Source organism: Inhella sp., from assembly GCF_041912635.1.
Taxonomy (GTDB): Bacteria; Pseudomonadota; Gammaproteobacteria; order Burkholderiales; family Burkholderiaceae_C; genus Inhella.
In genome coordinates, this window is record NZ_JAYRMO010000019.1 from 64,721 (window position 1) to 89,513 (window position 24,793).

Annotated in this window: 17 protein-coding genes; 6 read left to right on the top strand and 11 right to left on the bottom strand. The window is 69.9% G+C overall.

Annotation, left to right across the window (positions count from 1 at the left end):
* The coding region (locus ACE3QP_RS12690; RefSeq protein WP_374436544.1) for a hypothetical protein at window positions 1-359 on the bottom strand (359 nt) is incomplete at its 3' end.
* Between the two features lie 49 nt (window positions 360-408).
* Window positions 409-2,256, bottom strand: a complete 1,848-nt coding sequence (locus tag ACE3QP_RS12695; RefSeq protein ID WP_374436546.1) for a 7TM diverse intracellular signaling domain-containing protein — start codon at window positions 2,254-2,256, stop codon at window positions 409-411.
* On the opposite strand from ACE3QP_RS12695, the gene ACE3QP_RS12700 reads away from it, so the two are divergent.
* The 3 genes from ACE3QP_RS12700 to ACE3QP_RS12710 are packed head-to-tail and all read left to right on the top strand — an operon-like array spanning window position 2,240 to window position 3,916.
* Window positions 2,240-2,860, top strand: a complete 621-nt coding sequence (locus ACE3QP_RS12700) for a LuxR C-terminal-related transcriptional regulator (RefSeq protein ID WP_374436547.1) — start codon at window positions 2,240-2,242, stop codon at window positions 2,858-2,860. The genes ACE3QP_RS12695 and ACE3QP_RS12700 overlap by 17 nt on opposite strands.
* Window positions 2,857-3,249, top strand: coding sequence for a YchJ family protein (locus tag ACE3QP_RS12705; RefSeq protein WP_374436548.1), 393 nt, complete (start codon window positions 2,857-2,859; stop codon window positions 3,247-3,249). Before ACE3QP_RS12700 ends, ACE3QP_RS12705 begins: the two co-directional genes overlap by 4 nt.
* Window positions 3,227-3,916 carry an RluA family pseudouridine synthase gene (locus tag ACE3QP_RS12710; RefSeq protein WP_374436549.1) on the top strand — a complete coding sequence of 230 codons (690 nt, stop codon included), beginning with the start codon at window positions 3,227-3,229 and terminating at the stop codon, window positions 3,914-3,916. The genes ACE3QP_RS12705 and ACE3QP_RS12710 overlap by 23 nt, the downstream gene beginning before the upstream one ends.
* Here the strand turns inward: ACE3QP_RS12710 and ACE3QP_RS12715 are convergent.
* On the bottom strand, window positions 3,911-9,355 hold the full coding sequence (locus ACE3QP_RS12715) for a PAS domain S-box protein (RefSeq protein ID WP_374436550.1): 5,445 nt from the start codon (window positions 9,353-9,355) through the stop codon (window positions 3,911-3,913). The genes ACE3QP_RS12710 and ACE3QP_RS12715 overlap by 6 nt on opposite strands.
* Before the next feature lie 38 nt (window positions 9,356-9,393).
* The gene (locus tag ACE3QP_RS12720) at window positions 9,394-10,872 is read right to left on the bottom strand and encodes an NAD-dependent succinate-semialdehyde dehydrogenase (protein WP_374436551.1); all 1,479 of its coding nucleotides are present in this window, start codon (window positions 10,870-10,872) and stop codon (window positions 9,394-9,396) included.
* A gap of 255 nt (window positions 10,873-11,127) precedes the next feature.
* Here ACE3QP_RS12720 and alaS point away from each other — a divergent pair, with 255 nt between their 5' ends.
* Both alaS and ACE3QP_RS12730 read left to right on the top strand, forming a co-directional pair.
* Window positions 11,128-13,758: an alanine--tRNA ligase gene (gene alaS, locus ACE3QP_RS12725; RefSeq protein ID WP_374436553.1), complete on the top strand. Its 2,631-nt coding sequence runs from the start codon at window positions 11,128-11,130 to the stop codon at window positions 13,756-13,758.
* Window positions 13,755-14,306, top strand: coding sequence for a GNAT family N-acetyltransferase (locus ACE3QP_RS12730; RefSeq protein ID WP_374436555.1), 552 nt, complete (start codon window positions 13,755-13,757; stop codon window positions 14,304-14,306). The genes alaS and ACE3QP_RS12730 overlap by 4 nt, the downstream gene beginning before the upstream one ends.
* Here the strand turns inward: ACE3QP_RS12730 and ACE3QP_RS12735 are convergent.
* From ACE3QP_RS12735 to ACE3QP_RS12765, 7 genes are all read right to left on the bottom strand, one after another.
* The gene (locus ACE3QP_RS12735) at window positions 14,287-15,921 is read right to left on the bottom strand and encodes a sulfurtransferase (protein ID WP_374436557.1); all 1,635 of its coding nucleotides are present in this window, start codon (window positions 15,919-15,921) and stop codon (window positions 14,287-14,289) included. The two genes, ACE3QP_RS12730 and ACE3QP_RS12735, sit on opposite strands and share 20 nt — an antisense overlap.
* Window positions 15,922-16,141: 220 nt before the next feature.
* Complete coding sequence (locus ACE3QP_RS12740) at window positions 16,142-16,501, bottom strand: hypothetical protein (protein ID WP_374436558.1); 360 nt, start codon at window positions 16,499-16,501, stop codon at window positions 16,142-16,144.
* 159 nt (window positions 16,502-16,660) lie between these two features.
* A complete protein-coding gene (gene zapE, locus ACE3QP_RS12745) occupies window positions 16,661-17,758 on the bottom strand; it encodes a cell division protein ZapE (RefSeq protein ID WP_374436560.1) in 1,098 nt (365 codons plus the stop codon).
* Window positions 17,759-17,765: 7 nt separating this feature from the next.
* Complete coding sequence (gene lpdA, locus ACE3QP_RS12750; protein WP_374436562.1) at window positions 17,766-19,187, bottom strand: dihydrolipoyl dehydrogenase; 1,422 nt, start codon at window positions 19,185-19,187, stop codon at window positions 17,766-17,768.
* Window positions 19,188-19,197: 10 nt separating this feature from the next.
* Entirely contained in the window at window positions 19,198-19,527 is a 330-nt protein-coding gene (locus tag ACE3QP_RS12755) for a PspC domain-containing protein (RefSeq protein WP_374436564.1), read from the bottom strand.
* 21 nt (window positions 19,528-19,548) lie between these two features.
* Complete coding sequence (odhB, locus tag ACE3QP_RS12760) at window positions 19,549-20,805, bottom strand: 2-oxoglutarate dehydrogenase complex dihydrolipoyllysine-residue succinyltransferase (RefSeq protein ID WP_374436566.1); 1,257 nt, start codon at window positions 20,803-20,805, stop codon at window positions 19,549-19,551.
* 21 nt (window positions 20,806-20,826) lie between these two features.
* Window positions 20,827-23,682, bottom strand: coding sequence for a 2-oxoglutarate dehydrogenase E1 component (locus ACE3QP_RS12765; protein WP_374436568.1), 2,856 nt, complete (start codon window positions 23,680-23,682; stop codon window positions 20,827-20,829).
* Window positions 23,683-23,949: 267 nt separating this feature from the next.
* On the opposite strand from ACE3QP_RS12765, the gene ACE3QP_RS12770 reads away from it, so the two are divergent.
* The gene (locus ACE3QP_RS12770) at window positions 23,950-24,792 is read left to right on the top strand and encodes a 2OG-Fe(II) oxygenase family protein (RefSeq protein WP_374436570.1); all 843 of its coding nucleotides are present in this window, start codon (window positions 23,950-23,952) and stop codon (window positions 24,790-24,792) included.
* Window position 24,793 lies beyond the last annotated feature (1 nt).

Here is a 24,793-nt window from a genome sequence, read left to right on the forward strand (position 1 = left end):
ACCCGGGCCCCGCCCCCCACCACCCGCACGCCGCTGCGCTGCGCATGGGCAACCGCATCGGCACAGGCCTGCTGGGCCAGGCTGCGGCCGGCGCGGCTGCTCAGTTCGGCGCGGGTGATGTTGATGACGCGCTGCTGGGCGCGCACGCCCTGCCAGGCCCAGCGGGCGGCGCGGGCATGGCTGCGGCGGGCAGCGTTGTCGGAAAAGCAGCGGCGGCGCTCGTCTTCATCGGCCAGGGGGCGCAGGCTCAGCACGTCCAGGCGCGGCTGCGAGCTCAGGGCGCGCCAGTGCCCAGGCAGATCGCTCAAACGGTCCAGGCTACGGCGCAGGCGGGTGATGGCGAAGGGCGAGAGAGGCATGGCAGAAGGCGGTTCGGTTGAATGCCTTCATGCTAGGAACGGGGGCTGTTCAAGCCGATACGGTGTCCACCGTAGTTGGCACCTGTGGGATGCACACGCAAAAGCCGCTGCCCCGGCCCACGCGGCTGTGGATGCGCAGCTCCCAGCCGCATTGCTCGCACAGGCTCTTGACGATGAAGAGGCCCAGGCCATGGCCGCCGTCGGCCGCGCTGCTGCCGCGCTCGAAGGGCTGCTGCAGGCGCTGCAGCTGCGCAGGCGCCAGGCCCGGCCCGCTGTCCCAGACCTGCAGCTCCAGCGCGCCGGGCCGGCGCCGCACCCCCACCAGCACGCGGCCCCGCGCGGTGTAGCGCAGCGCATTGCCCAGCAGGTTGTGCAGCACGCGCGCCAGCATCAGCTGCGAAGCTTGCAGTTCGGCCCGGCAGGGCGCCAAGCGCAGCTGCAGGCCGCGCGCCCGCGCCGCCTGTTCATGCTGGGCCAGCTGCTGCTGCAGCCAGGGGCCCAGGGCGATGCGGTCCGGCCCGCTGGGCAGCTCGGCGCGGGTCTGCTGGATCAGGTCGCTCAGCAGGGTCTGGGCATAGGCCAGGGTGTGGTCCAGGTGCTGGGTGATGGCGCCGGGCGCGGCGCTGCGCTTGAGGGCCTCGATGGCAAAGCGCAGCGAGGCCAGCGGCTGGGAAATGTCGTGGCTGGCGCCGGCCAGACGCAGGCCCTGGCGCTGCGCCAAGGCCAGCGCAGCCTGGCGCTGCTGCTCGAGCGCCAGCAGCTCCTCGGCCTCGGCCAGGCGGCGCAGGCGCTGCTCGGCCTGGCGGCGCTGTTCGGCGCGCACGCGGTTGATGAAGGCGGCCGAGAAGAAGGCCGCCTCCAGCAGGGCGCCGATCTTGGGGTAGTCAAGGAAGGGCACGGCCGGAAAAGGGTTGTGGCCCAGCACGCCCAGGCTGAAGAACAGGCCCGACAACAGCAGCAGCGCACCCGCGCCCAGGGTGTAGAGCGGCGCACCCGGAAGGCCCAAGCGCCAGGCCCACACGGCCGCGGCCAGTGCCAGCGGGGCGTAGGCCAGGGCCATCAACACGCCCACGCTCACCGGGTCGGGCAGCGCCACCGCGCCCAAAGCGAACAGAAAGAGAAGCAGCAGCACACCATGCGCCCGCCAGAGCCGGGGCATGTGCTCGCGCATCTGCAGGAACTGCATGGCAAAGGCGGCATGGGCGGCCAGGCTCAACAGGCCCAGCACCAGGGGCGCGCGCTGGTTCCAGGCCGGCAGCTCGGGCCAGAGCCAGGCAAAGGCATAGCCCTCGGTCTGCAGCATCAGCAGCAATTGGGCCAGCACCAGGGCCACATAGGCCAGATAGGCGCTCGGCCCACCCACCCAACGTGCCGTGGCCACCACCGCGGCCAGGGTGGCCATCACGCCCAGCGCCAGTCCGTTCAGCAGGTCGCGGCGCAGCTGCGCACTCCGCTCGGCCGCCGGGCTCAGCAGCTGCGGCTCCAGGCGGCCGTTGCCGTGCACCCGATAACCCAACCACAGCGTGCTGCGGCCGGCCGCCAGGTCCAGCGGCAGGGCCAGGCGCGGCCCGGCCAGAGGGCGCGCCGCCTGCGCGTCCCGGGCACTCAGCTGCCAGCGCCGCTGCGCCGTGGCGCCGACTTCGGCCTGCCAGAGTTCAAGCGCCTGCACATCGGGCACACCCAGGGCCAGCACACGTGCCTGCGCCTGCGGGCCGTGCAGCTCGTAACGCTGCCAACGCAGTTGGGGGTCCCCTCCAGGCGGTGCGGCATCGGGCCGGCCACAGGTTTGCAGGTCTTGCGCCTGCAGCTGCGTGCTGCAGCTCTGCGCGCGGGCTTCATAAACTGCCAGCCCCCAGAGCAGCAGGATCAGCAGGCCCCGCATGAGCACCCCAGCCACCGTTCGGATCCTGATGGCGGACGACCATGTCATGTTTCGGGAGGGCCTCAAGCTGCTCTTGGGCCTGGAGCCCGGGTGGCAGATTGTCGGCGAGGCCTCCAGCCTTGATGGCCTGAAGGAGCGCGTGGCCGAACTGCAACCCGAGCTGCTGCTGCTGGATTACCACATGCCCGGCGGCGACACCGCCGCCACCGCGGCCTGGCTGCGCCAGCGCCACCCGGCGCTCAAGATCGTGCTGCTGACCGGCGCCACCTCGCCCACCGTGTTCCGCCAGCTGATCGGCTGCGGCGTGCACGGCCTGCAACCCAAGCTGGGCAGCGGCGCCGAGCTGGTGCTGGCCCTGCAGCGCGTGTTGCGCGGCGAAACCGTGATCCACCCCGAACTGGCCGCCCAGGCCCAGGCCAGCGACCCCGGTCTGACGCCACGCGAGCTGCAGGTGGCCAAGATGATCAGCGAGGGGCTCAACAATGCCGCCATGGCCGAGCACCTGAACCTTTCCCCCAAGACCGTGGACAAACACCGCGAGAACCTGATGCGCAAGCTGGCGGTCAGCAGCGCGGCCCAGCTGGTGGCGCGGGTCAAGGACCTGGGCCTGTTCGAATGACGGAGCCCTGCCCCTGCGGCCACCCCCTGCCCTACTCGCGCTGCTGTGGCGCCCTGCATGACGAGTACGACCGCAGCGGCCACCTGACGGCCCCCGACGCCGAGGCCCTGATGCGCAGCCGTTACAGCGCCTTCGTCAAGGACCGGCGCGACTACCTGATGGCCACCTGGCACCCGCGCACCCGCCCGCGCCAGCTGGATGCCCCCGAGCCCGGCCTGCGCTGGCTGGGGCTGGACGTGCTGAGCCACCGCCTGCTCGACGAAGACCACGCCGAGGTGCGCTTCGTGGCGCGCAGCAAGCTCGGCGGGCGTGCGCACCGTCTGACGGAAAACAGCCGCTTCGAAAAGATCAACGGCGAGTGGCTCTATGTCGACGGCGACATCGCCTGAACTGCGGCCGCTGTACAAGGACGCCCATCTGCTGGTGCTGGACAAGCCGCCGGGCCTGCTCGTCCACCCCAGCGGCCTGGATGCCCACGAGACTGACACCCTGCTGGCGCGCGCGCAGGCGCAATTCGGTGGCTGGCTGACGCCGGCACACCGGCTGGACAAGGGCACCAGCGGCGTGCTGCTGCTGGCGCGTAATGCCGCCACCGCCAGCCAGCTCGGCGCCTGGTTCCGCGACGGCGAGGTACGCAAGGGCTATCTGGGCCTCGTGCGGGGCTGGCCGGCCGGCAAGCAGGGCCGCATCGACCACCCCCTGGCGCGCGACCCCGAACTGCCCAGCCAGGGCCAGCCGCAGCTGGAGGCACAGACCGACTGGCGTTGCCTGCGCCGCTTCGAGTGGCCGGTGGCCACGCACCCGCAATTCCCCAGCACCCGCGCCGCGCTGCTGGCGCTCGAGCCCCTGCAGGGCCGCCGCCACCAGATCCGCCGCCACTGCAAGCACATCGCTCACCCGCTGATCGGCGACGCCACGCACGGCAAGGGCCCGCTGAACCGCGCGCTGGCGGCCTACCTGGGGTGCAGCCGCCTGTGGCTGCACGCGCAGTGGCTGGAGCTGCCGGACGGCCAGCACTTCGAGGCGGCGCCGGGGCCGGAGTGGGCGGCCTTATGAGGCTTCGAGCAGCGCCTTGGCGCGCTCGAAATCCAGGCTGGCCAGGGCCTCGTCCAGGCTGGCCAGTTCCTCGCCCAGCAAGCGCTCCAGCTCCAACCGGCGCTCTGCTGCCACGCTGAGCGCGCGCAGGTCCTGCGCCTGCACCAGCTGGCGCAGTTCCTTCAGCGGCCCTTCGGCCTGCGCGGCCGGGGCGGGCCTGCCGGGCTCGCTGCGTTCGTCGGCCAAGGCCTGGGCATGGCGCAGCAGTGCGGTGCAGCCGCGTTCGATCTCCTGGTCCAGCGCGGCGATCCAGGCCGGATCGAGGGCCTCGCCGGTGCGGGCCTGGGCCTCGCCGGTGGCGCCCCATTGCGCCAGGGAGCTGGCGGCCAGCGTGGCGGCCAGGCCCTTGAAGCCGTGCAGGGCCTGGCGGTCGGCCTCGGCGCGCTCGGTGGCGGGCAGGCCCTGGTGCCCGCGCAGCTGCGCCGGCAGCGCGCGCGCCGAACGCGCGAAGGAGCGGCAGGTGCGCAGGTACAGGCCGGCACGGCCCATGAAGCGCTCCATCGCGGCCTGCAGGTCGATGCCCTCGGCGCGGGCCTGCTGCAGGCGCGTGGGGTCGATGGCCGGGCCGGCGGGCTGTGCCAGCCCCTGCGCGGCCACACCCACCAGGCGCTGGATCAAGGCCACCAGCGGCGCCATCTCGAAGGGCTTGCCGACATGCTCGTTCATGCCGGCTTCCAGGCAGACCAGACGGTCGGCGGCCAGGGCGTTGGCGGTCATGGCGACGATGGGCAGATCGGCCAGCCCGAGTTCCTGGCGGATGGCCCGGGTGGCGGCCAGGCCGTCCATCACCGGCATCTGCATGTCCATCAGCACCAGGTCAAAGCTCTGCTCGCGCAGGCGCTCCAGGGCCTGGGCACCATGGTCGGCCACCACCACCTCGGCACCCTCGGCCTGCAGCAGTTCCTGCGCCACCTGCTGGTTGTTGGGGTTGTCCTCCACCAGCAGCAGGCGCAAGCCGGCCAGGCTGGCGCCGTCGGCCGCCTGGGCCTGCAGGCGGCGCGGGCGGGCACGGCCCAGCACGGTGGCCACGGCTTCATCGAGCATGCCGGCGGTGACGGGCTTGACGAGGAAGCCGTCGTAGCCGCCCACCTCGGGGCCGGGGTGCAGGCGCTCGCGGTCCTGGGCCGAGCCCAGGCCCAGCACCGGCAGGGTGTGGCCGAGGGCGCGCGCGCGGTTGCGCAGCTGGCAGGCGAAGTCCCAGGCGTCGCGGTCGGCGAGCTGGCAGTCCAGCGCCACCACGTCGAAGCGGCGGCCCTCGCCCTGCTCGGTGTCCCACAAGGCCTGCGCGTCGGCCGCGGTAGCGGTGTAGAGCGCCTGCCAGCCCAGGCCCTCGGCCATGGCCTCGAGCGCGGCGCAGGTCACCGGGTTGTCGTCCACCACCAGCAGGCGCAGGCCGCCGGCGTGGGCCGCGGCCTCCTGCTGCGGCGCCAGCGGCAGCTCCAGCGTAAAGGCGAAGCGGCTGCCCCGCCCGGTCTGGCTGGTGAAGCCGATCTCGCCGCCCATCAGCTGCACCAGGCGCTGGCTGATGGCCAGGCCCAGGCCGGTGCCGCCGAAGCGCCGCGTGGTGCTGGCCTCGGCCTGCGTGAAGCTGCCGAAGATGGACTGCTGCTTGTCCTCGGCGATGCCGATGCCGGTGTCGCGCACCGAGAACTCCAGGCGCACGCGCCCCGTGCCGCGCTCGACCCGCTCGGACAAACGGCGCAGGCTGATGACGACATCGCCGCGCTCGGTGAACTTCACCGCATTGCCGCCCAGGTTGATGAGCACCTGCTGCAGGCGCAGCGCGTCGCCCACCAGGTGCGCGGGTACGCGCGGGTCGACGTAGAGGATCAGCTCGACCGGCTTGGCGCCGACATTGCTGGCCAGGATGACGGCGAGGTTGCGCAGCAGCTCGTCCACGGCGAAGGGCTGCGGGTCCAGCACCATCTTGCCGGCCTCGACCTTGGAGAAATCGAGGATGTCGTTGAGCAGACCCAGCAGCGAGCGCGCCGCGCCCTCGGCCTTGGCGGCGTAATCGAGCTGGCGCGGCTGCAACGGCGTGTGGCGCAGCAGCTTGAGCATGCCGAGGATGGCGTTCATCGGCGTGCGGATCTCGTGGCTCATATTGGCCAGGAACTGGCTCTTGGCGATCGAGGCCGCATTGGCGCGGTCGCGCTCCACCGCCAGCTCGTCGTTCAGCGCCTCGGCGCGGCGCTGCTCGGCCTTGAGCTCGCTGATGTCCAGCGCCATCACCACGAAGCCGCGCACTTCGCCAGCCTGGGTGTCGGGAACGTAATGCACCAGCATCGTGCGCTCGCCCCCGGTTTCCAGCGGTTCGGCGCGCTCGAACTGCAGCAACTGGCCGGCCAGCACCTGCTGCAGGCGCTCCTCCTGGCTGGCCACACGCTCAGGCCCGAACACGTCTTCCAGCGTGGCGCCGAGCATGCGCTCGGGCTCCCAGCCGCACCAGGCGGCGTAGCTGCGGTTGACGAACACGCAGCGGCGCTCGCGCGTCCAGTAGGCAATGCGGCCGGGCACGCTGTCGGCCACCAAGCGCAGGAAGTGCTCCTGGGCGCGCATCAGCTCCTGGGCGCGCTTGCTCTCGCTGATGTCGATGTAGGTGGTCACGAGGCCACCGCCCGGCATCGGTGAGCCGCGCACATCGAGCGTCACACCGTTCGGGCGGGTGCGCTCGAAGTGGTGCGGCGCGGCGGCCAGCGCACGCGCTTCCAGCTCGCCCATGGCCTGGCGGGCCAGGTCGCCCGAGCCGTACTCGCCACGCTCCGCATTGAAGGCCAGCAGGTCCTGCAGGCGGGTGCGACCGGGCTCCAGCAGCTCGGGCGGCATGTCGAGCAGGCGCTGCAGTTCCAGGTTGTAGGCCTGCAGGCGCAGCTCGCCATCAAACACCGAGAGCCCGCAGGGCAGGTTCTCGATCACGGTCTGCATCAGATCGCGCTGGCGCTGGGCGGCCTGCTCCAACTCGCGGCGCTGGGTGATGTCCTGGTAGGCGCCGACGATGCGCAGCGGGCCGTCCTGCTCGTCGAACTCGGCCTCACCCACCGAGCGCACCCACACGAAGCGGCCGAGCGCGTCGATCAGGCAGAGCTCCAGGTCCCAGCCCTTGGCCTCCTGCACGGCGCGGCTCATGGCCAGCTTCAGGCGCTCCTGGTCTTCCTCGAAGAAATAGCGCAGCGCCTGGTCCAAGCTGGGCGTGGGGCCGGGGCTCAGGCCGTGGATGCGGAACACCTGGTCCGACCAGGTCAGGCGGTTCTCGGCCAGGTTGAGCTCGAAGCCGCCGATCTGGCCGATGCGCTCGGTGCGGTCCAGCACCTGCTGGCGCACGCGCGTCTGCTCCTCGTGCTGGCGGCGCTCGCTCACATCAAAGAGCGTGCCGGCCAGCCACAGCGGCTGGCCCTTGGGCGTGCGGCCCACCACGGTGCCGCGCAGCTGGGCCCAGATCCAGCGCCCCTGGGCGTGGCGCAGGCGCAGCTCCAGCTGGTAGGCCGGCGCGCTGCCGCCCAGGTGCTGCAGCAGGGCCTCACGGGCGCGCTCCTGGTCATCGGGGTGCACGCGCTCCAGCCAGGCGGCCTGGTTCCAGGGCTGCAGGGTGCGCGGCGTCTCACCCAGCAGCTCGGCAAAGCGCGGGTTCACCAGCCACTCGCCGCTCTGGTAATTCCATTCCCAGGTGCCGGCCTGGGTGCCTTCGATGATGGCGTTCAGGCGCTCGCGCTCGCGCTGCAGCTCGGCCTGCGCGGCCTTGCTGGCGGTGATGTCGAAGCCGATGCAGACGAAGCGCTCGATCGCCCCGCCGGCATCGAAGAAGGGCGCGAGGATGGCGTCGACCCAGTACACGCCGCCATCGGGTCGGCGGTTGCCGATGGCGCCGCGCCAGCTCTTGCCGGCCTGCAGCTGGCGCCAGATCGGCTCCCAGAAGGCCGCGCCGCGCAGGCCCGCCAGCTGGGCGTGGGCCATGCCGATCAGCTCGCTGCGCGGGTGGCCGCTGAGCTGGCAGAAGGCCTCGTTGACGTCCACCACGCGGCCCTGCGGGTCGGTGACGCAGACGACGGCATGCTCACGCACGGTGCGCAGCAGGTCCTCGTGCTCGCGCAACGCCGCCGCCAGGCGCTGCTCGGTCTGGCGGCGCTGGCTCAGGTCCAGGCCCAGCAGCACCATGCCCGCGGGCGCGCCGTCGGCCTTCTGCACGGGCTGCAGCTCCAGATCCAGCCAGCGTTCGCGGCCCTCGGCGTCCTGCACCGCCAGCTCCAGGCGCAGGGCCCGGCCGTCGCGCAGGGCCTGCTCCAGCTGCGTGCGCGGCTCGCCTGCGGGAAGGCCGAGCAGCTCGGCCGCATCGGCGCCCTGCACCTCGAAGGCACGCCGGCCGCTGAGCTCCAGCAGCGCGGCATTGGCCCATTCCACGCGGCCCTCGCGGTCCAGCGTCAGCACCGCCTGGCGGGTGTGCTCGGCCACGCGCGCCAGGCGCTCCAGGCCCTCGGCCTCGCGCAGGTTGCGCGCCTGCAGTTGCTCGCGGCGCGCGCGCAGGCGGGTCATGGCCAGGGCGAACAGCAGGCTCATGCCGCCCCCCAGGCCCAGCAGCACCCAATGGCCCTGCAGCAGGCCCAGCGCCAGCCGGCGCCCGAGTTGCAGCTCCAGGCGCAGGCCGGCGAGCTGCAGCTCGCGCCGCGCCACGTCGCTGGGCAGCGGCGCGCCCCAGAAGCGCTGGGCCGGGGCGTCCAGCGTCAGCAGGGCCAGCGGCAGCGGGCCCTGGCCCTGCTCGCCCAGATTGAGCAGCCAGGCCTGCGGGTCCAGATCGGCCAGCAGCCAGCCGCGCAGGGTCAGCGCGCGCTGGGCCGGGTTGCCGGGCTCCGCGCCGCTGCGGTATACCGGCAGTGCCGCCCACAGCCGCGTCGGCACGGCCTGCGGGTCCAGGGCCAGGAAGAGCTGCCCGCCGGCACTGCTGCGCTCCAGCAGGGTGCGCAGCGCGGGGGACAGTGGCAGGGGCTGGTCGCGCCGCTCGGTGCGCACCGGCAAGCCACTGCGCTGCAGCCACTGTTCAGACTCACCGGCCACGCGCTCGACCCAGCGCAATTCCTCCAGGCCCGGCACCTGGCGCTGCAGGGGCTGGCCTTCGCTCAGCAGTTGCAGATCGGGGTGCAGGCCATCCGCCTGGGGTTGCTGCACCAGCACGCGCGCCATCACCATCAGCTGCTGCAGCGGGTTGAGGCGGCGCTGCAGGTCCTGCTCGATCCATTCAGCTTGACGCTGCAGGCGTTGCAGCTCGGCGCGGCGTTCCAACTCGTACAGGCCGAACAGGCAGCCCGCCGTCAGCCCCAGGCCGGCCAACAGGCTGAGCAGGCCGGTGCGGATCACCCGGCGCAGGGCCGGGGCCGTCAGGCCAGGCTCGTTCGGGGAGGCGACGGTCATGCAGGGCCGCTCGGGTGGGAGGGGCCCAGTCTAGGCGCTCAGACTTGGACGCAGACGGTCTTGACGTCCAGGTACTCGTCAATGCCCTGGTGCCCGCCCTCGCGGCCGTAGCCGCTCTGCTTCACGCCCCCGAAGGGCGCCTCAGCACTGGCGATCAGGCCGGTGTTCAGGCCCACCATGCCGTAGTCCAGCGCCTCGGCCACACGCAGGGCGCGGCCAATGTCGCGGGTGAAGAAATAGCTGGCCAGGCCGAACTCGGTGGCATTGGCCAACTGGATGGCCTGGGCCTCGGTGTCGAACTTCAGCACCGCGGCCACCGGGCCGAAGGTTTCCTCCACTGCCACGCGCATGCGCGCGGTCACGCCCGTCAGCAAGGTGGGCTCGAAGAAGCTGGCGCCCAGGTCGCCGCGCAGCTGGCCGCCCACGCGCAGCTGCGCGCCCAGGGCCAGGGCGTCGTCCACATGCGAGCGCACCTTGGCCAAGGCCTGGCCGTCGATCAGCGGGCCGACCTGCACATTCGCTTCGTTGCCCGCGCCGAGCTGCAGCGCCGCCACGCGTTCGGCCAGGCGCTCCACGAAGGCGTCGTGGATGCCGGCCTGCACATAGAAGCGGTTGGCGCAGATGCAAGTCTGGCCGGCATTGCGGTACTTGCTCTGCATCGCGCCTTCCACCGCGGCGTCCACGTCGGCGTCGTCGAAGACGATGAAGGGGGCGTGGCCGCCCAGTTCCAGCGACAGGCGCTTCAGCGTGGGCGCACATTGCGCCGCGAGCAGGCGGCCCACTTCGGTGGAGCCGGTGAAGCTCAGATGCCGCACCACGGCGGAATCGCACCAGAGCTTGCCGATCGCGATCGAATCTTCGGCGGTAGCCGGCAGCACGCCCAGCACGCCGGCGGGCAGGCCGGCGCGTAGAGCCAGCTCGGCGCAGGCCAGGGCCGTGAGCGGTGTCTGCTCGGCCGGCTTGACCATCACCGTGCAGCCGGCCGCCAGGGCCGGCGCCACCTTGCGGGTGATCATGGCGAGCGGGAAGTTCCAGGGCGTGATGGCGGCGCACACGCCGACCGGCTGCTTCCACACCCAGTAGCGCTTGCTGGGGTCGCTGGCCGGCACGGTCTCGCCGAAGACGCGCTTGCCTTCCTCTGCGTACCAGTCCAGGAAGCTGGCGGCGTACAGCACCTCGCCCTTGGCCTCGGCCAGGGGCTTGCCCTGCTCGGCGGTCATCAGCGCGGCCAGATCGGCGGCGTGCTGGCGCAGCTGCTGCGCCCAGCGGGCCAGCATCAGGCCGCGATCGCGCGCGCTGCGGGCGCGCCAGGCCGGCAGGGCCCGTTCGGCGGCAAGGATGGCGGCCTGCGCCTGCTCGGCCCCATGGCCGGCCACCTCGGCCAGGAAGGCGCCGCTGGCGGGGTCGTGCACGGCCAGGGGATTGGAGCCGGCCACCCATTCGCCGTCGATCAGGCCGGCAGTCCGTAGCAGGCTGGCATCATTGAGGGCTGGCAGGGCGCTGGTGGTCTCGCTCATGGGGTGAATCCTGGTGAGGGGACCGCACTCTAGCGCTGAGCCTGTGAACAGATCCGGCGCGTCCGAGCGGGCGCTCCAGGTGCTGCCGATCTAGGCGCAAAGCGCAGCCATAGCTCAAGCTATGGCGAGCATTTGCAACGACGAGCGGCGACGCCTGGGGTGCACGAGCGGGCGTGACGGACTTGTTCGCAGGCTCTAAACCCTGCCCTCCCCTGCAACCGTTTGATTCGGCCCCTGACCGGGCCCCGCCGCGCCATGAAAGCCGCCGACATCCGCGCCACGTTTCTGAAGTTCTTCGAGTCCAAGGGCCATGCCGTCGTGGCCAGCTCGCCCGTGGTGCCCGGTGATGACCCCACGCTGCTGTTCACCAACGCGGGCATGAACCAGTTCAAGGACGTGTTCCTGGGCTTTGACAAGCGCCCCTACAGCCGCGCGGCCACCAGCCAGAAATGCATCCGCGCCGGCGGCAAGCACAACGACCTGGACAACGTCGGCTACACCGCGCGCCACCACACCTTCTTCGAGATGCTGGGCAACTTCAGCTTCGGCGATTACTTCAAGAAGGACGCCATTGCCTACGCCTGGGAGCTGCTGACCGTGCACTTCAAGCTGCCGGCCGACAAGCTCTGGGCCACGGTCTACGCCGAGGACGACGAGGCCTACGACATCTGGCTCAAGGACATTGGCCTGCCGCCCGAGCGCATCGTGCGCATCGGCGACAACAAGGGCGGCCGCTACATGTCCGACAACTTCTGGATGATGGGCGATACCGGCCCCTGCGGCCCCTGCTCGGAGATCTTCTTCGACCACGGCCCCGACGTCGCCGGCGGCCCCCCGGGCAGCCCGGAGCAGGACGGCGACCGTTACATCGAGATCTGGAACAACGTCTTCATGCAGTTCAACCGCACCGAAGACGGTGTGATGCACAAGCTGCCCAAGCCCAGCGTGGACACCGGCATGGGCCTGGAGCGCCTGGCCGCAGTGCTGCAGCACGTGCATTCGAACTATGAGATCGATCTGTTCGTTGCGTTGCTGGCGGCCGCCAAGAATGCGGTGGACGAGGCCGGTGCCGGGGACTGCGACAAGGATTCGCCCTCGCTCAAGGTCATCGCCGACCACATCCGCGCCTGCAGCTTCACCGTCTGCGACGGCGTGATCCCTGGCAACGCCGGCCGCGGCTATGTGCTGCGCCGCATCGCCCGCCGCGCCATCCGGCACGGCTACAAGCTCGGCGCCCGCACCCCCTTCTTCCACAAACTGGTGCACGCACTGGTGCTGCAGATGGGCGAGGCCTACCCCGATCTGCGCCAAGCCGAGGCCCGCGTGACCGAAGTGCTGCAGCAGGAGGAAGAGCGCTTCTTCCGCACCATCGCCAACGGCATGGAAATTCTGGAAGCCGCCCTTGCCAAAGGCGGCAACGTCGACGGCGACACCGCCTTCAAGCTGCACGACACCTATGGCTTCCCGGTCGACCTGACCGGCGACGTCTGCCGCGAACGCGGCGTGACGGTCGATGAAGCCCGCTTCAACGAGCTGCTGGAAGAGCAGAAGACCCGCGCCCGCGAGGCCGGCAAGTTCAAGATGGCCCAGGGCCTGGCCTATGACGGCCAGCCCACCGCCTTCCACGGCTACGAGCATCTGGTGTGCGAGACCAGCCAGATCACCGCGCTCTACGTGGATGGCGCCCCGGTGGCCGTGGCGCGCGCCGGCGACGACGTGGTGGTGGTGCTGGACCACACCCCCTTCTACGCCGAGAGCGGCGGCCAGGTGGGCGACCGCGGCGAGCTGCGCAACCCGACCAGCCGCGTGGCCGTGCACGACACGCTGAAGATCCAGGCCGATGTGTTCGGCCACCATGGTTCGGTGCTGGAAGGCGAGCTGAAGGTGGGCGACAAGCTTGCCGCCAAGGTGGATGCCGAGGCGCGCGCCCACACCATGCGCAACCACAGCGCCACCCACCTGATGCACAAGGCCCTGCGCGAGGTGCTGGGCGCCCATGTGCAGCAGAAGGGCTCGCTGGTGAATGCTGAGCGCACCCGCTTTGACTTCGCCCATGGCACCGCCATGACGGCCGAGCAGATCGCCGAGGTCGAGCGCCTGGTGAATGCCGAGATCCTGGCCAATGCCGACACCGCCGCCCAGGTGATGAAGCTGGACGACGCCCAGAAGAGCGGCGCCATGATGCTATTCGGCGAGAAGTACGGCGAGACCGTGCGCGTGCTCAGCATCGGCTCCAGCAAGGAACTCTGCGGCGGCACCCATGTGAAGCGCGCAGGTGACATCGGTCTGTTCAAGATCGTCGGCGAAGGCGCGGTCGCGGCCGGCATCCGCCGCGTCGAGGCCGTCACCGGCGCCAACGCCCTGGCCTATCTGCAGCAGCTGGAAGGTCGCATCGGCCACATCGCCCACAGCCTGAAGGTGGCCCCGGCAGACGCCGCCACGCGCGTGGATGCGCTGCTGGAACAGATCCGCCAGCTGGACAAGGAACTCGCCGCCGTGAAGGGCAAGCTGGCCTCCAGCCAGGGCGACGCCCTGCTGGAGCAGGCCGTGGACGTGGCCGGCCTGAAGGTGCTGGCCGCCAAGCTGGACGGCGCCGACGCCAAGACCCTGCGCGACACCCTGGACAAGCTGCGCGACAAGCTCAAGAGTGCGGCCATCGTGCTGGCCACGGTGGACGGCGACAAGGTGCAGCTGGCCGCTGCGGTGACGCCCGACGGCGTGGCCAAGGGCCTCAAGGCCGGCGAGCTCGTCAACCATGTGGCCCAGCAAGTGGGCGGCAAAGGTGGCGGCAAGCCCGACATGGCCATGGCCGGTGGCACCAACCCGGCCGCCCTGTCCGGCGCGCTGGCTTCGGTGAAGGATTGGGTGGCGGGCAAGAGCGCATGAGCGAAAAGGCCGCGCCTGCCGTCCGGATCCGTCGCATCGCGGTCAGCGACGCGGCCGCCATCGCGGCTGCCTTCGCCGACCCCGAGATGTACAGCGGCACCCTGCAGCTGCCCTACCCGGGCGAAGCCGGCTGGCGCGCCCGCATCGAGGGCATGCTGGCCCCGGGCAGCAGCGACCATGTGCTGGTGGCGGAGCGCGAGGGGCAGTTCGTCGGCATGGCCGGCCTGCATTCGGCCGGGGCCTCGGCACGGCGCCGCCATGCCATGCACCTGGGCATCACCATCGCCGCCACGGCCCAAGGCCAGGGCGTGGGCAAGCTGCTGATGGCGGCGCTGACGGACCTGGCCGACAACTGGCTGGGCGTGCTGCGCCTGGAGCTGACGGTGTACAGCGACAACGCCCGCGCCATTGCGCTCTACGAGCGCTTCGGCTTCGTGCGCGAGGGCCTGCTGCGCGGCTACGGCCTGCGCAACGGGCAGTATGTCGACACGCTGAGCATGGCGCGCTGGCACCCCCGGCCCCCGGGGCTCATGGCAGCAGAACCTTGACGTCGCTGAAGCCCATCAGGCGCAGCAGCAGGTAGTTCACCGCCGCCTCGCCGGGCCGGCTGCCCACGCAGACGACCTCGGCATAGCGGCTCACGCCGGCCTTCTTCAGCAGGGCCCAGATCTCGTGCGCGGGCTTCGGGGCCCCGTCGGCTTGCAGCAGCTCGCCATAAGGCAGTTGCCGCAGCTCGCCGGCCGGCAGCCCGGTTGGCCGCTCGGCCCCCGAGACCAGGTAGAGCCTGGGGTACAGGCCCTGGCCCTGGCCCGGCTGGCGCAACAGTGGCCCGCCACGCGTGCGCGGCGCGTAGGCCACGGGCTGGGCAGCCAGGGTCTCACGGCTCAAGCTCTGGCCTCGCAGCCCCCACTCGTCCACCGACTGGCGCAGCAGCGCCACCTGGCGCTGGCCCAGTTGCTCCAGTGCCAGCAGGCTCAAGGCCGTGGCTTCGTTGATGCCGCCATCGCCCACGATCACCGCCTCGTCCTCCGGACGCACGCCCTGCTGCCCCAGCCGCGCGGCCAGGGCCTGCGGGTCGTGCAGATGCCGCTCGATCCAGCCGGCCGGCAGGTTCTGCGCATGGGGCAGGTGCCCCAAGGCAAAGGCCGCGGGCTCGCGCACGTCCAGCACGGCGATGCGCGTCACGCCCATGCGGCGCAGCAGCGGGGCGTCCCAGCCGGCCAGCCAGTCGGCCTCGCGCAGCAGCTGCGGGCGGCCGTAGGTCCAGAAAGGCAGCTGGCGCTCGTCGCGCAGCCAAGCCAGCTGCGATTCCTGGAACAGGCGCACGTCCGGGTAGCCGGCCAGCATGCGCAGCGCAAAGAACGGCACCGCCGCCGCCACGCCGCCACCGCAGTGCGCATGCACCTGCTGCTCGGGCCGGATGCCCAGGTGCAGGGCCATGCGGCGGATCTCGGCGGGCGACTTGAAGGTCTTGTCGGCGTTGAAGAAGTCTTCCGAGGGCGCCAGGATGGCGTTCGGCACATGGCCGGCGCGGTCGAAGAAGCGCCGGCCGCCGTAGTGGTATTCGGGCTCGAGCGCCTCCACCAGCGCGTGGCGCTGCGGGTCCGCCGAGGCGGCCAGGAACTCCGGCAGGCGCACGCGCAGCTCCTCGCGCAGGGGACCCAGCTCCAACCTGCCGGGAGCCGGTGCCGGCGTGGCGTCCTGCGTCAGCGCGCCGCCCAGGGCCTTCCAGCGGGCCAGGCCGCCGTCCAGGATAGCCAGCTGCTGCTGCGGCACGCCCAGGCGCAACAGGTCGTAGTAGACGCGCGGCGCCATCGAGTCGCCGCCCTGGTCCATCACCACGATGCGCTGGCCAGGGTTCAGGCCCCAGCTGCGCAGCAGCTCGACCATCTGCGCCGGGCTGCGCTCGTGGATGGCGTAGCCGTAGAGATTGACCGACACCGCACCCGGCACGTGGCCGGCCGCATGCTGGGGCGGTAGCGAGGCATCCAGCAGGCGCAGATCCTCGCGCCCCAGCTGCTGCTGCAGCCACTCCACGCTGACGAGCGGGCCGGGCAGTTCGAGCGCCAGCGCCGGGCGGAGCAGCAGCAGGAACAGGATTGCCAGCGCAGCTCGAAGGGCCTGCAGGGCGCGGGGCCGCCCGTCTTGGATGTGGGGATTCATGGGCCAATTCCCTTGCCGGCGATGCACTGGCCAGTCACCCCGGTCCGGCGGCTGGCCACGCCACTGTGGCGGGCCGCGCCGGCGCCGCGGCGCCCTGGGCGACGAGCCGCGCCCCGGCCGCACCCAGACGCGCCCGGTGGGAGCGAACGGCGGTCACCGGGGGTCGCCCCAGAAACGACGAAGCCGCCCGAGGGCGGCTTCGAATCTGGTGCGGCGCGCTTCAGCCGACCTGCGGACGGTTGGGGTGGGCTCCGACGCGGTCGCCGGCCCCGCGCTCAGGGCGCGGCAGTTCCAGGCGCTGCGCCGGGGCACTGCCGTCCTGCCCTTCCTGGGGTTCGAATTGGCCGTTGCGCTCGTTCACCGGCGCAGGAGCGGGACCAGCGGCCTCGCTGCGCGATTGCACTGGCACCACCGGGCTCGTGGCCGGCAGAGGCTTGGTCTCCAGCGGCACCGTCGGGCTGCGCTTGCCGGTCACGATCAGCTTGGCCAGCTTGACCAGCTCACTGGCCTGGGCGGCAGGCGCCGGCGCCCACAGGGCGGCGGCCAGGACGGCAAACAGCAGGGGACGTGCGGAACTCATGGTTTTCCCTAGATCTTCTGCGGGTCGGTTGAACCCTGTTTGGAATGGCCGGGAGTGTCTGCGCGTCAGGGGGGGTGCCACAAGGCGGGGGTGACGAATGACCCTTTTGCGGGCATGAACTGCCTTGGAGCCGGATCAGTTGCAGGCGCGACGGACGAATCACGTCAGCCCGGTGTCCACCTCGCGGCGCGCCTGCGCCAGGTACTCGGCCGACTGCATCTCGCGCAGCCGGCTCACCGTGCGCGGGAACTCATGCGCCAACGGGCCTTCGGTGTAGAGCTGCTCCGGCTCCACCGCGGCAGAGATCACCAGCTTGACCTTGCGGTCGTACAGCACGTCCACCAGCCAGGTGAAGCGGCGCGCCTCGCTGGCCAGGCGCACCGGCATTTCCGGCACCTCGGACAGGAAGATGGTGTGGAACTGCGTGGCCAGCTCCAGGTAGTCGTTCTGCGAGCGCGGGCCGCCGCACAGGGTGGCGAAATCGAACCAGACCACGCCGCCGGCGCGGCGCCGGGCGCGCAGGGTGCGGTGCTCGATGTGGAGCACCGGGTCTTCATCGGCCACCTCGGCCAGTTCGCCGAACAGCACGTCCAGCGCCGTCTCGGCCCGCGGGCCCAGCGGGCAGTGGTAGACCTTGGCGTCGGTCAGGGTGCGGCGCCGGTAATCGACGCCGGCATCCACATTGACGATCTCCATGCCCTGCTTGAGCAGGGCGATGGCGGGCAGGATGCGGTCGCGGTGCAGGCCGTTCGGGTACAGGCCGTCGGGGTGGAAGTTGCTCGTCGTCACCATGCCGATGCGGTGCTTGGCCATGCCTTCCAGCAGGCGCAGCAGGATCATCGCGTCGGTCACGTCGGCGACGTGGAACTCGTCAAAGCAGATCAGGCGGTAGCGCCGCGCCATGCGCCGGCACAGCTCGTCGATCGGATCGGCAATGCCCTTGAGCTCGTGCAACTCGCGGTGCACCTCGCGCATGAACTCGTGGAAGTGCAGCCGCGCCTTGCGCTGCAGCGGCACGGCGTGGAAGAAGGCATCCATCAGGAAGCTCTTGCCACGCCCCACCCCACCGTACAAGTACACGCCGCGCGGGATCGGTGGCTTGACCAACAGCTTGGTCACCGCATTGCCGCGCCGCGCCTTGTAGGCGATCCAGTCGTCCTCGCAGCGCTGCAGGGCCGCCAGGCCCTGCAGCTGCGCGGCGTCGGCCTTGAAGCCGCGCGAAGCCAGTTCGGCCTGGTAGGCCGAGCTCGTGGACACGTCGTGCTTAGAAGTTGAGCGTGCGCTTGTCCACCGCCAGCGCGGCTTCCTTGGTGCTTTCGCTCAAGGAGGGGTGCGCATGGCAGATGCGCGCGATGTCCTCGCTGCTGGCCTTGAAGGCCATCGCCACCACGCACTCGGCCACCAGTTCGCTGGCGAAGGGGCCAATGATGTGCACGCCCAGGATCTCGTCGGTCTTGGCGTCCGCCAGCATCTTCACGAAACCGGTGGTGTCGCCCAGCGCGCGTGCGCGGCCATTGGCCATGAAGGGGAACTGGCCGGCCTTGTAGGCGCGCCCTTCGGCCTTCAACTGCTGCTCGGTCTTGCCGACCCAGGCGATCTCGGGGCTGGTGTAGATGACCCAGGGAATGATGTCGAAGTCGACATGGCCATGCTGGCCGGCGATGCGCTCGGCCACCGCCACGCCCTCTTCCTCGGCCTTGTGCGCCAGCATCGGGCCACGCACCACATCACCCACCGCCCAGACGCCGGGCAGGTTGGTGCGGCAGTCGGCATCCACCACGATGGCGCCGCGCTCGTCGAGCTTCAGGCCCACGGCCTCGGGGTTGAGGCCGATGGTGTTGGGCACGCGGCCGATCGAGACGATCAGCTTGTCCACTTCCAGCGTCTTGGCCTCGCCCTTGGCATCGGCGTAGCTCACGGTCACGCCGCCCTTGCCGGTCTTGACCTCGCTGATCTTGACGCCGAGCTGGATGTCCAGGCCCTGCTTCTTGAAGACCTTGGCGGCCTCCTTGGCCACGCCCTCGTCCACCGCGCCCAGGAAGACCGGCAGGCCTTCCAGCACGGTCACTTCGGCGCCCAGGCGGCGCCACACCGAACCCATCTCCAGGCCGATGACGCCGGCGCCGATGACGCCCAGCTTCTTCGGCGTGCCCTGGATGCGCAGCGCGCCGTCGTTGGAGAGGATGAACTCCTCATCGAAGGGCGCGCCCGGCAAGGCGCGCGCGTTCGAGCCCGTGGCCACGATGACCTGCTTGGCCTGGATCACTTCCTCGCCGGCCTTGATCTCGTAGCCGCCTTCCTTCGCGCCGACAAAGCTGCCGCGGCCGTGGAAGAAGGTCACCTTGTTCTTCTTGAACAAGTAGAGGATGCCGTCGTTGTTCTGCTTCACCACCAGGTCCTTGCGGGCCAGCATCTTGGCCACGTCGATCTGGACGTTGTCGGCCGTGATGCCGTGCTCGGCAAAGTGGTGGTTCAGGTGCTCGTAGTGCTCGCTGCTCTGCAGCAGGGCCTTGGAGGGAATGCAGCCGACATTGGTGCAGGTGCCGCCGGGCGCGGGGCCGCCCTTGGCGTTCTTCCACTCGTCGATGCAGGCGACGTTCATGCCGAGCTGGGCCGCGCGGATGGCGGCGATGTAGCCGCCCGGGCCGCCGCCGATGACGACGACGTCGAAGTTCTTGGTACTCATGGAAAGACTTTCAGGACTCTTCGGGGACGAAGATCCACAGCAATAGGTAAAGCAGCACGCCGCTGCCGAAGCACAGCACCAGACCCACCAGGATCAGGCGCCAGATCCAGGTTTCGACGCCGCTGAGCTTGGCGATGCCACCGCACACGCCGCCGAGCATCCGGTCGCTCTTGCTGCGGCGCAGCTTGGACACCTCGTCGAGCGGGCTGTTGCCCGCCGACGCCGCCGCCGCGCCGATTCCATCGATCAGCCGAGCCTTGGCACGAGCGAACTCGTCGTCGGTCAGCGCTCCCTGCTGATGAAGTTCATGCAGGCGGTCAATTTCATCTGCAAGGGCCATGGCGGTTCCAGGGGGTTGGACTTAGATGTCGAACAGCAGGCGGGCCGGGTCTTCCAGCGCTTCCTTCATCGTCACCAGGCCCAGCACGGCCTCGCGGCCGTCGATGATGCGGTGGTCGTAGCTCATCGCCAGGTAGTTGATCGGACGGATCACGATCTGGCCGTTCTCCACCACGGCGCGGTCCTTGGTGGCGTGCACGCCCAAGATGGCCGACTGCGGCGGGTTGATGATGGGCGTGGACAGCATCGAGCCGAAGGTGCCGCCGTTGCTGATCGAGAAGGTGCCGCCGGTCAGCTCTTCGATGCTGAGCTTGCCGTCCTTGGCCTTCTGACCGAAGCCGGCGATGGTCTTCTCGATCTCGGCAAAGCTCATCTGGTCGGCGTTGCGGATGATGGGCACCACCAGGCCGCGCGGCGAGCCCACCGCAATGCCGATGTCGAAGTAGCCGTGGTAGACGATGTCATTGCCGTCCACGCTGGCGTTCAGCACCGGGTACTTCTTCAGCGCGGCCACCGCGGCCTTGACGAAGAAGCTCATGAAGCCGAGCTTGACGCCGTGCTCCTTCTCGAACTTCTCCTGGAACTTCTTGCGCATCTCCATCAGCGGGGCCATGTTGACCTCGTTGAAGGTGGTCAGGATGGCGTTGGTGGCTTGCGACTGCAGCAGGCGCTCGGCGACACGGGCGCGCAGGCGGCTCATCGGCACGCGCTGCTCCGGGCGATCGCCCAGATTGGGCGCGACCGGGGCGGCCACGGCCGGCAGGGGCTTGGCGACGGCGGGCGCGGCAGCAACCGCCACCGGTGCGGCGACGGCGGCGGGGGCGACGGGCTTCTCGAGCGCGCCGATGACATCGCCCTTGGTGATGCGACCGTCCTTGCCCGTGCCCGGCACTGAGCCGGCGGGCAGGTGGTTGTCAGCCATCATCTTGGCCGCGGCGGGCATGGCCACGCCGCTCTTGTCGGCTGCCGGGACTGCTGCTGCAGCGGCGGCGGGCGCGGCCGCAGCCGGCGCGGCGGCGGCCACGGCACCGGCCTTGCCTTCGGTGTCGATTTGGGCGATGACCTGGTCGCTGGCCACGGTGCCGCCACCGGCCACCACATGGGCCGCGAGCACGCCGGCGGCGGGCGCCGGCACCTCGAGCACGACCTTGTCGGTCTCGATCTCGATCAGGATTTCGTCCAGCGCAACGGCCTCACCGGGTTGCTTCTTCCATTGCAGCAGGGTGGCCTCGGCCACGGATTCGGACAGCTGCGGAACCTTGACGTCAACGATTGCCATGGTGTGTTCTTCTTTGCTTGCTTATTTGGTGAGGACGAAGCCCTTGAGCTTGGCGAAGGCCTGATCCAGCAGGGCCTTCTGCTGCTCCTGGTGCAGACCGGCGTAGCCACAGGCCGGCGAGGCCGAGGCCGGGCGGCCGGCGTAGCCCAGCTTCTGGCCATCGGCCATGTTTTCGTGCACGTAGTGCTGCACGAAGAACCAGGCGCCCTGGTTCTGCGGTTCGTCCTGGCACCACACCAGTTCGGTGGCGTTCGGATACTTCTTCAGCTCGGCGGCGAAGGCCTTGTGCGGGAAGGGGTAGAGCTGCTCGACGCGGATGATGGCCACGTCGTCGGCCTTCTTCTCCTCGCGCTTCTTCTGCAGGTCGTAGACCACCTTGCCCGAGCAGACCAGCACGCGCTTGACCTTGTCGCCCTTGATGGCGGCATCGGTCTCGCCGATGACGGTCTTGAACTCGCCCTTGGTGAACTCCTGCAGCGGCGAGGTCGCATCCTTGGCGCGCAGCAGGCTCTTGGGGGTCATGATGACCAGGGGCTTGCGGAACATGCGCAGCATCTGGCGGCGCAGCACATGGAAGATCTGCGAGGCCGTGGTGGGCTGCACGATCTGCATGTTGTTGTCCGCGGCCAGCTGCATGAAGCGCTCCAGGCGCGCCGAGCTGTGCTCGGGGCCTTGGCCCTCGTAGCCGTGCGGCAGCATCATGGTCAGGCCGTTGGCGCGGCCCCACTTCACCTCGCCGCTGGCGATGAACTGGTCGATCACCACCTGGGCACCGTTCACGAAGTCGCCGAACTGCGCTTCCCAGATCGTCAGCGTGTTCGGTTCGGCAGCGGCGTAGCCGTACTCGAAGCCCAGCACCGCTTCCTCGCTGAGAATGGAGTCGATGACCGTGAAGGGAGCCTGGCCCTCCGCCACGTTCTGCAGCGGGATGTAGGTGCCTTCGTCCCAGTTGGTGCGCTGCTGGTCGTGCAGCACGGCGTGGCGGTGCGTGAAGGTGCCGCGGCCGCAGTCCTCACCGGACAGGCGCACCGGATAGCCGGAGGCCACCAGCGAGGCGAAGGCCATGGCCTCGCCCATGCCCCAGTCCACGTTCGTCTCGCCTTTGCCCATGGCGGCGCGGTCGGCGTAGACCTTGGCGGCGAGCGGGTGGGCGGCGAAGTCCTTGGGCAGCGTCGTCAGCTTCTCGGCCAGGCGCTTCCACTCGGCGCTGGGGATGGCCGTGTCGCAGCTGTCGGTCCACTTCTTGCCGAGGAAGGGCGACCAGTCGGTCGCGTACTTGCTCTTGAAGTTGGTCAGCACCGGGTCCACGGTGTGGCGGCCTTCGTCCATGGCCTGGCGGTAGGCCTTGACCATGTCGTCCGGGCCCTGCTCGGGCAGCACGCCCTGGGCCACCAGCTTGTCGGCGTAGACCTTGCGCGTGCCCGGGTGCTGGGCGATCTTCTTGTACATCAGCGGCTGGGTCAGGGCCGGCGTGTCCTGCTCGTTGTGGCCCAGCTTGCGGAAGCAGACGATGTCCAGCACCACGTCCTTGCGGAACTGGGCGCGGTAGTCCATGCACAGCTGCATGGCCCACACGACGGCCTCGGGGTCATCGCCGTTCACGTGCAGCACCGGCGCTTCGATCATCTTGACGACGTCGGAGCAGTAGGTGGTGGAGCGCAGGTCGCGCGGGTCGCTGGTGGTGAAGCCGATCTGGTTGTTGATGACCAGGTGCACGGTGCCGCCGGTGCGGTAGCCGCGCGTCTGCGCCATGCACAGGGTTTCCTGCACCACGCCCTGGCCGCCGAAGGCGGCGTCGCCGTGCACCAGCACGGGCAGCACCTGGCGGCCCTCGGTATCGCCGCGGCGGTCCTGGCGGGCGCGCACGCTGCCCTCCACCACCGGGTTGACGATTTCCAGGTGCGAGGGGTTGAAGGCCAGGCTCAGGTGCACCGGGCCGCCAGGGGTGCTGACGTCGGAGCTGAAGCCCTGGTGGTACTTCACGTCGCCGGCCGGCAGGTCGGAGTGGGTCTTGTGCTCGAACTCGGCGAACAGCTCGGCGGGCATCTTGCCCAGGGTGTTCACCAGCACGTTCAGGCGGCCGCGGTGGGCCATGCCGATGACGATTTCCTGCACGCCGTTCTCGCCGGCGCGGCGGATCAGCTCGTCCATCGCGGCGATGAAGCTCTCACCGCCTTCCAGGCTGAAGCGCTTCTGGCCGACGTACTTGGTGTGCAGGTAGCGCTCCAGGCCCTCGGCCGCCGTCAGGCGCTCCAGGATGGCCTTCTTCTTCTCGGCCGTGAAATTCGGGCGACCGAGCTGCTTCTCAAGACGCTCCTGCCACCAGCGCTTCTCGCCCGGGTCCGTGCAGTGCATGAACTCGGCGCCGATGCTGCCGCAGTAGCTCTCGCGCAGCGCCTGGTGGATGGCGCGCAGGGTCATGGTCTCGCCACCGAAATAGGTGTTGGTGGCGGAGAAATTGATGTCCATGTCGGACTCGGACAGGTCGTAGAACGCCGGTTCGAGTTCGGGGATCTTGGGGCGCTCGGCGCGCTTGAGCGGGTCCAGATCGGCCCAGCGGTTGCCCAGGAAGCGATAGGCCGCGATCAGGCTCTGCACATGCACCTGCTTGCGGGCCACGGCCAGATCGGCACTGCTGGCCTTGCTGGCGAAGGCGTTGGCCTTGGCGCGCTGGGCGAAGCTCTCGACCACCGGGGCATGCGCCACGTCGCGGGCGTCGGTGCCATTGGTGGCGGGCACATGTTGTAGCGCGTCAAAGTAGGCGCGCCAGTTGTCCGGCACCGAACCGGGGTTGTCGAGGTAGGCCTCGTACATCTCTTCGACATAGGGCGCATTGCCCCCGAAGAGGTACGAGTTCGACCTGTATTGCTGCATCATTTCGCTGACCTCACGCTTCGGTTTCCAAAGCAATTGGCTGGTTATCGAACCTTCCGCGACACGGCCAGACCGGTTAGCGGATTGCGACCCGTAATGGGGGACGGGAAGGGCTACAAGTGGGCAAACTCAGAAATCCATTCCGCTCAGTTACATACGGACTGAGCGGGGCGCCGACTGTAGCACCGGGTCCCTTCCAGGAAGCTGACGGCCGGCAATGGCCTAGACTGGCGAAATTCGACCAACTGGTAAAACTACAGGAGCCTGGCGATGGAAGTGCAAGTTGTTGATTACCGCGCCCCCGATGCCGCCGAGCGCTTCACGCGCAGCCTGCATGAAACCGGCTTCGGCGTGCTGAAGAACCACCCCATCCCGCAGGACCTGGTCGAGCGCATCTACAAGACCTGGCTGGCGTTCTTCGACTCCGACGCCAAGCACGAGTACGCCTTCAGCAAGGAAAAGCAGGACGGCTACTTCAGCACCGCCATCTCCGAGACGGCCAAGGGCTTCACGCAGAAGGACATCAAGGAGTACTTCCACATCTATCCCTGGGGCCGCATCCCGCCGCAGCTGAAGGATGACGCGCTGGACTACTACGCGCGTGCCAACGCTCTGGCCGAGGAGCTGCTGGGCTGGGTGGAGCGCTACACGCCGCCGGAGATCGCCAAGAGCTACCGCGAGCCGCTCTCCAACATGATCAAGGGCAGCGACCACACCCTGCTGCGCGTGCTGCGCTACCCGCCGCTGACCGGCAACGAGCCGCCCGGTGCGGTGCGCGCCGCGGCGCATGGCGACATCAATCTGCTCACCATCCTGCCGGCCGCCAACGAGCCGGGCCTGCAGATCAAGGGCACCGATGGCCTGTGGCGCGACGTGCCCTGCGACTTCGGCACCCTGGCCATCAATATCGGCGACATGCTGCAGGAAGCCAGCCAGGGCTACTACCCCAGCACCCTGCACCAGGTGCTGAACCCCACCGGCGAGGGCGCCAAGCGCAGCCGCGTCTCCCTGCCGCTGTTCCTGCACCCGCGCAACGACGTGGTGCTGAGCGACCGCTACACCGCCGGCAGCTATCTCGAAGAACGCCTGCGCGAACTGGGTGTGAAAAGCTAAC

Coding starts and splice junctions, on each gene's coding strand:
- ACE3QP_RS12730 (WP_374436555.1), top strand. CDS start 13,755: ATGAGCGAAAAGGCCGCGCCTGCCGTCCGGATCCGTCGCATCGCGGTC.
- ACE3QP_RS12770 (WP_374436570.1), top strand. CDS start 23,950: ATGGAAGTGCAAGTTGTTGATTACCGCGCCCCCGATGCCGCCGAGCGC.
- odhB (WP_374436566.1), bottom strand. CDS start 20,805: ATGGCAATCGTTGACGTCAAGGTTCCGCAGCTGTCCGAATCCGTGGCC.
- ACE3QP_RS12735 (WP_374436557.1), bottom strand. CDS start 15,921: ATGAATCCCCACATCCAAGACGGGCGGCCCCGCGCCCTGCAGGCCCTT.
- ACE3QP_RS12755 (WP_374436564.1), bottom strand. CDS start 19,527: ATGGCCCTTGCAGATGAAATTGACCGCCTGCATGAACTTCATCAGCAG.
- lpdA (WP_374436562.1), bottom strand. CDS start 19,187: ATGAGTACCAAGAACTTCGACGTCGTCGTCATCGGCGGCGGCCCGGGC.
- ACE3QP_RS12710 (WP_374436549.1), top strand. CDS start 3,227: ATGTCGACGGCGACATCGCCTGAACTGCGGCCGCTGTACAAGGACGCC.
- ACE3QP_RS12765 (WP_374436568.1), bottom strand. CDS start 23,682: ATGATGCAGCAATACAGGTCGAACTCGTACCTCTTCGGGGGCAATGCG.
- ACE3QP_RS12700 (WP_374436547.1), top strand. CDS start 2,240: ATGAGCACCCCAGCCACCGTTCGGATCCTGATGGCGGACGACCATGTC.
- ACE3QP_RS12720 (WP_374436551.1), bottom strand. CDS start 10,872: ATGAGCGAGACCACCAGCGCCCTGCCAGCCCTCAATGATGCCAGCCTG.
- ACE3QP_RS12740 (WP_374436558.1), bottom strand. CDS start 16,501: ATGAGTTCCGCACGTCCCCTGCTGTTTGCCGTCCTGGCCGCCGCCCTG.
- ACE3QP_RS12705 (WP_374436548.1), top strand. CDS start 2,857: ATGACGGAGCCCTGCCCCTGCGGCCACCCCCTGCCCTACTCGCGCTGC.
- alaS (WP_374436553.1), top strand. CDS start 11,128: ATGAAAGCCGCCGACATCCGCGCCACGTTTCTGAAGTTCTTCGAGTCC.
- ACE3QP_RS12715 (WP_374436550.1), bottom strand. CDS start 9,355: ATGACCGTCGCCTCCCCGAACGAGCCTGGCCTGACGGCCCCGGCCCTG.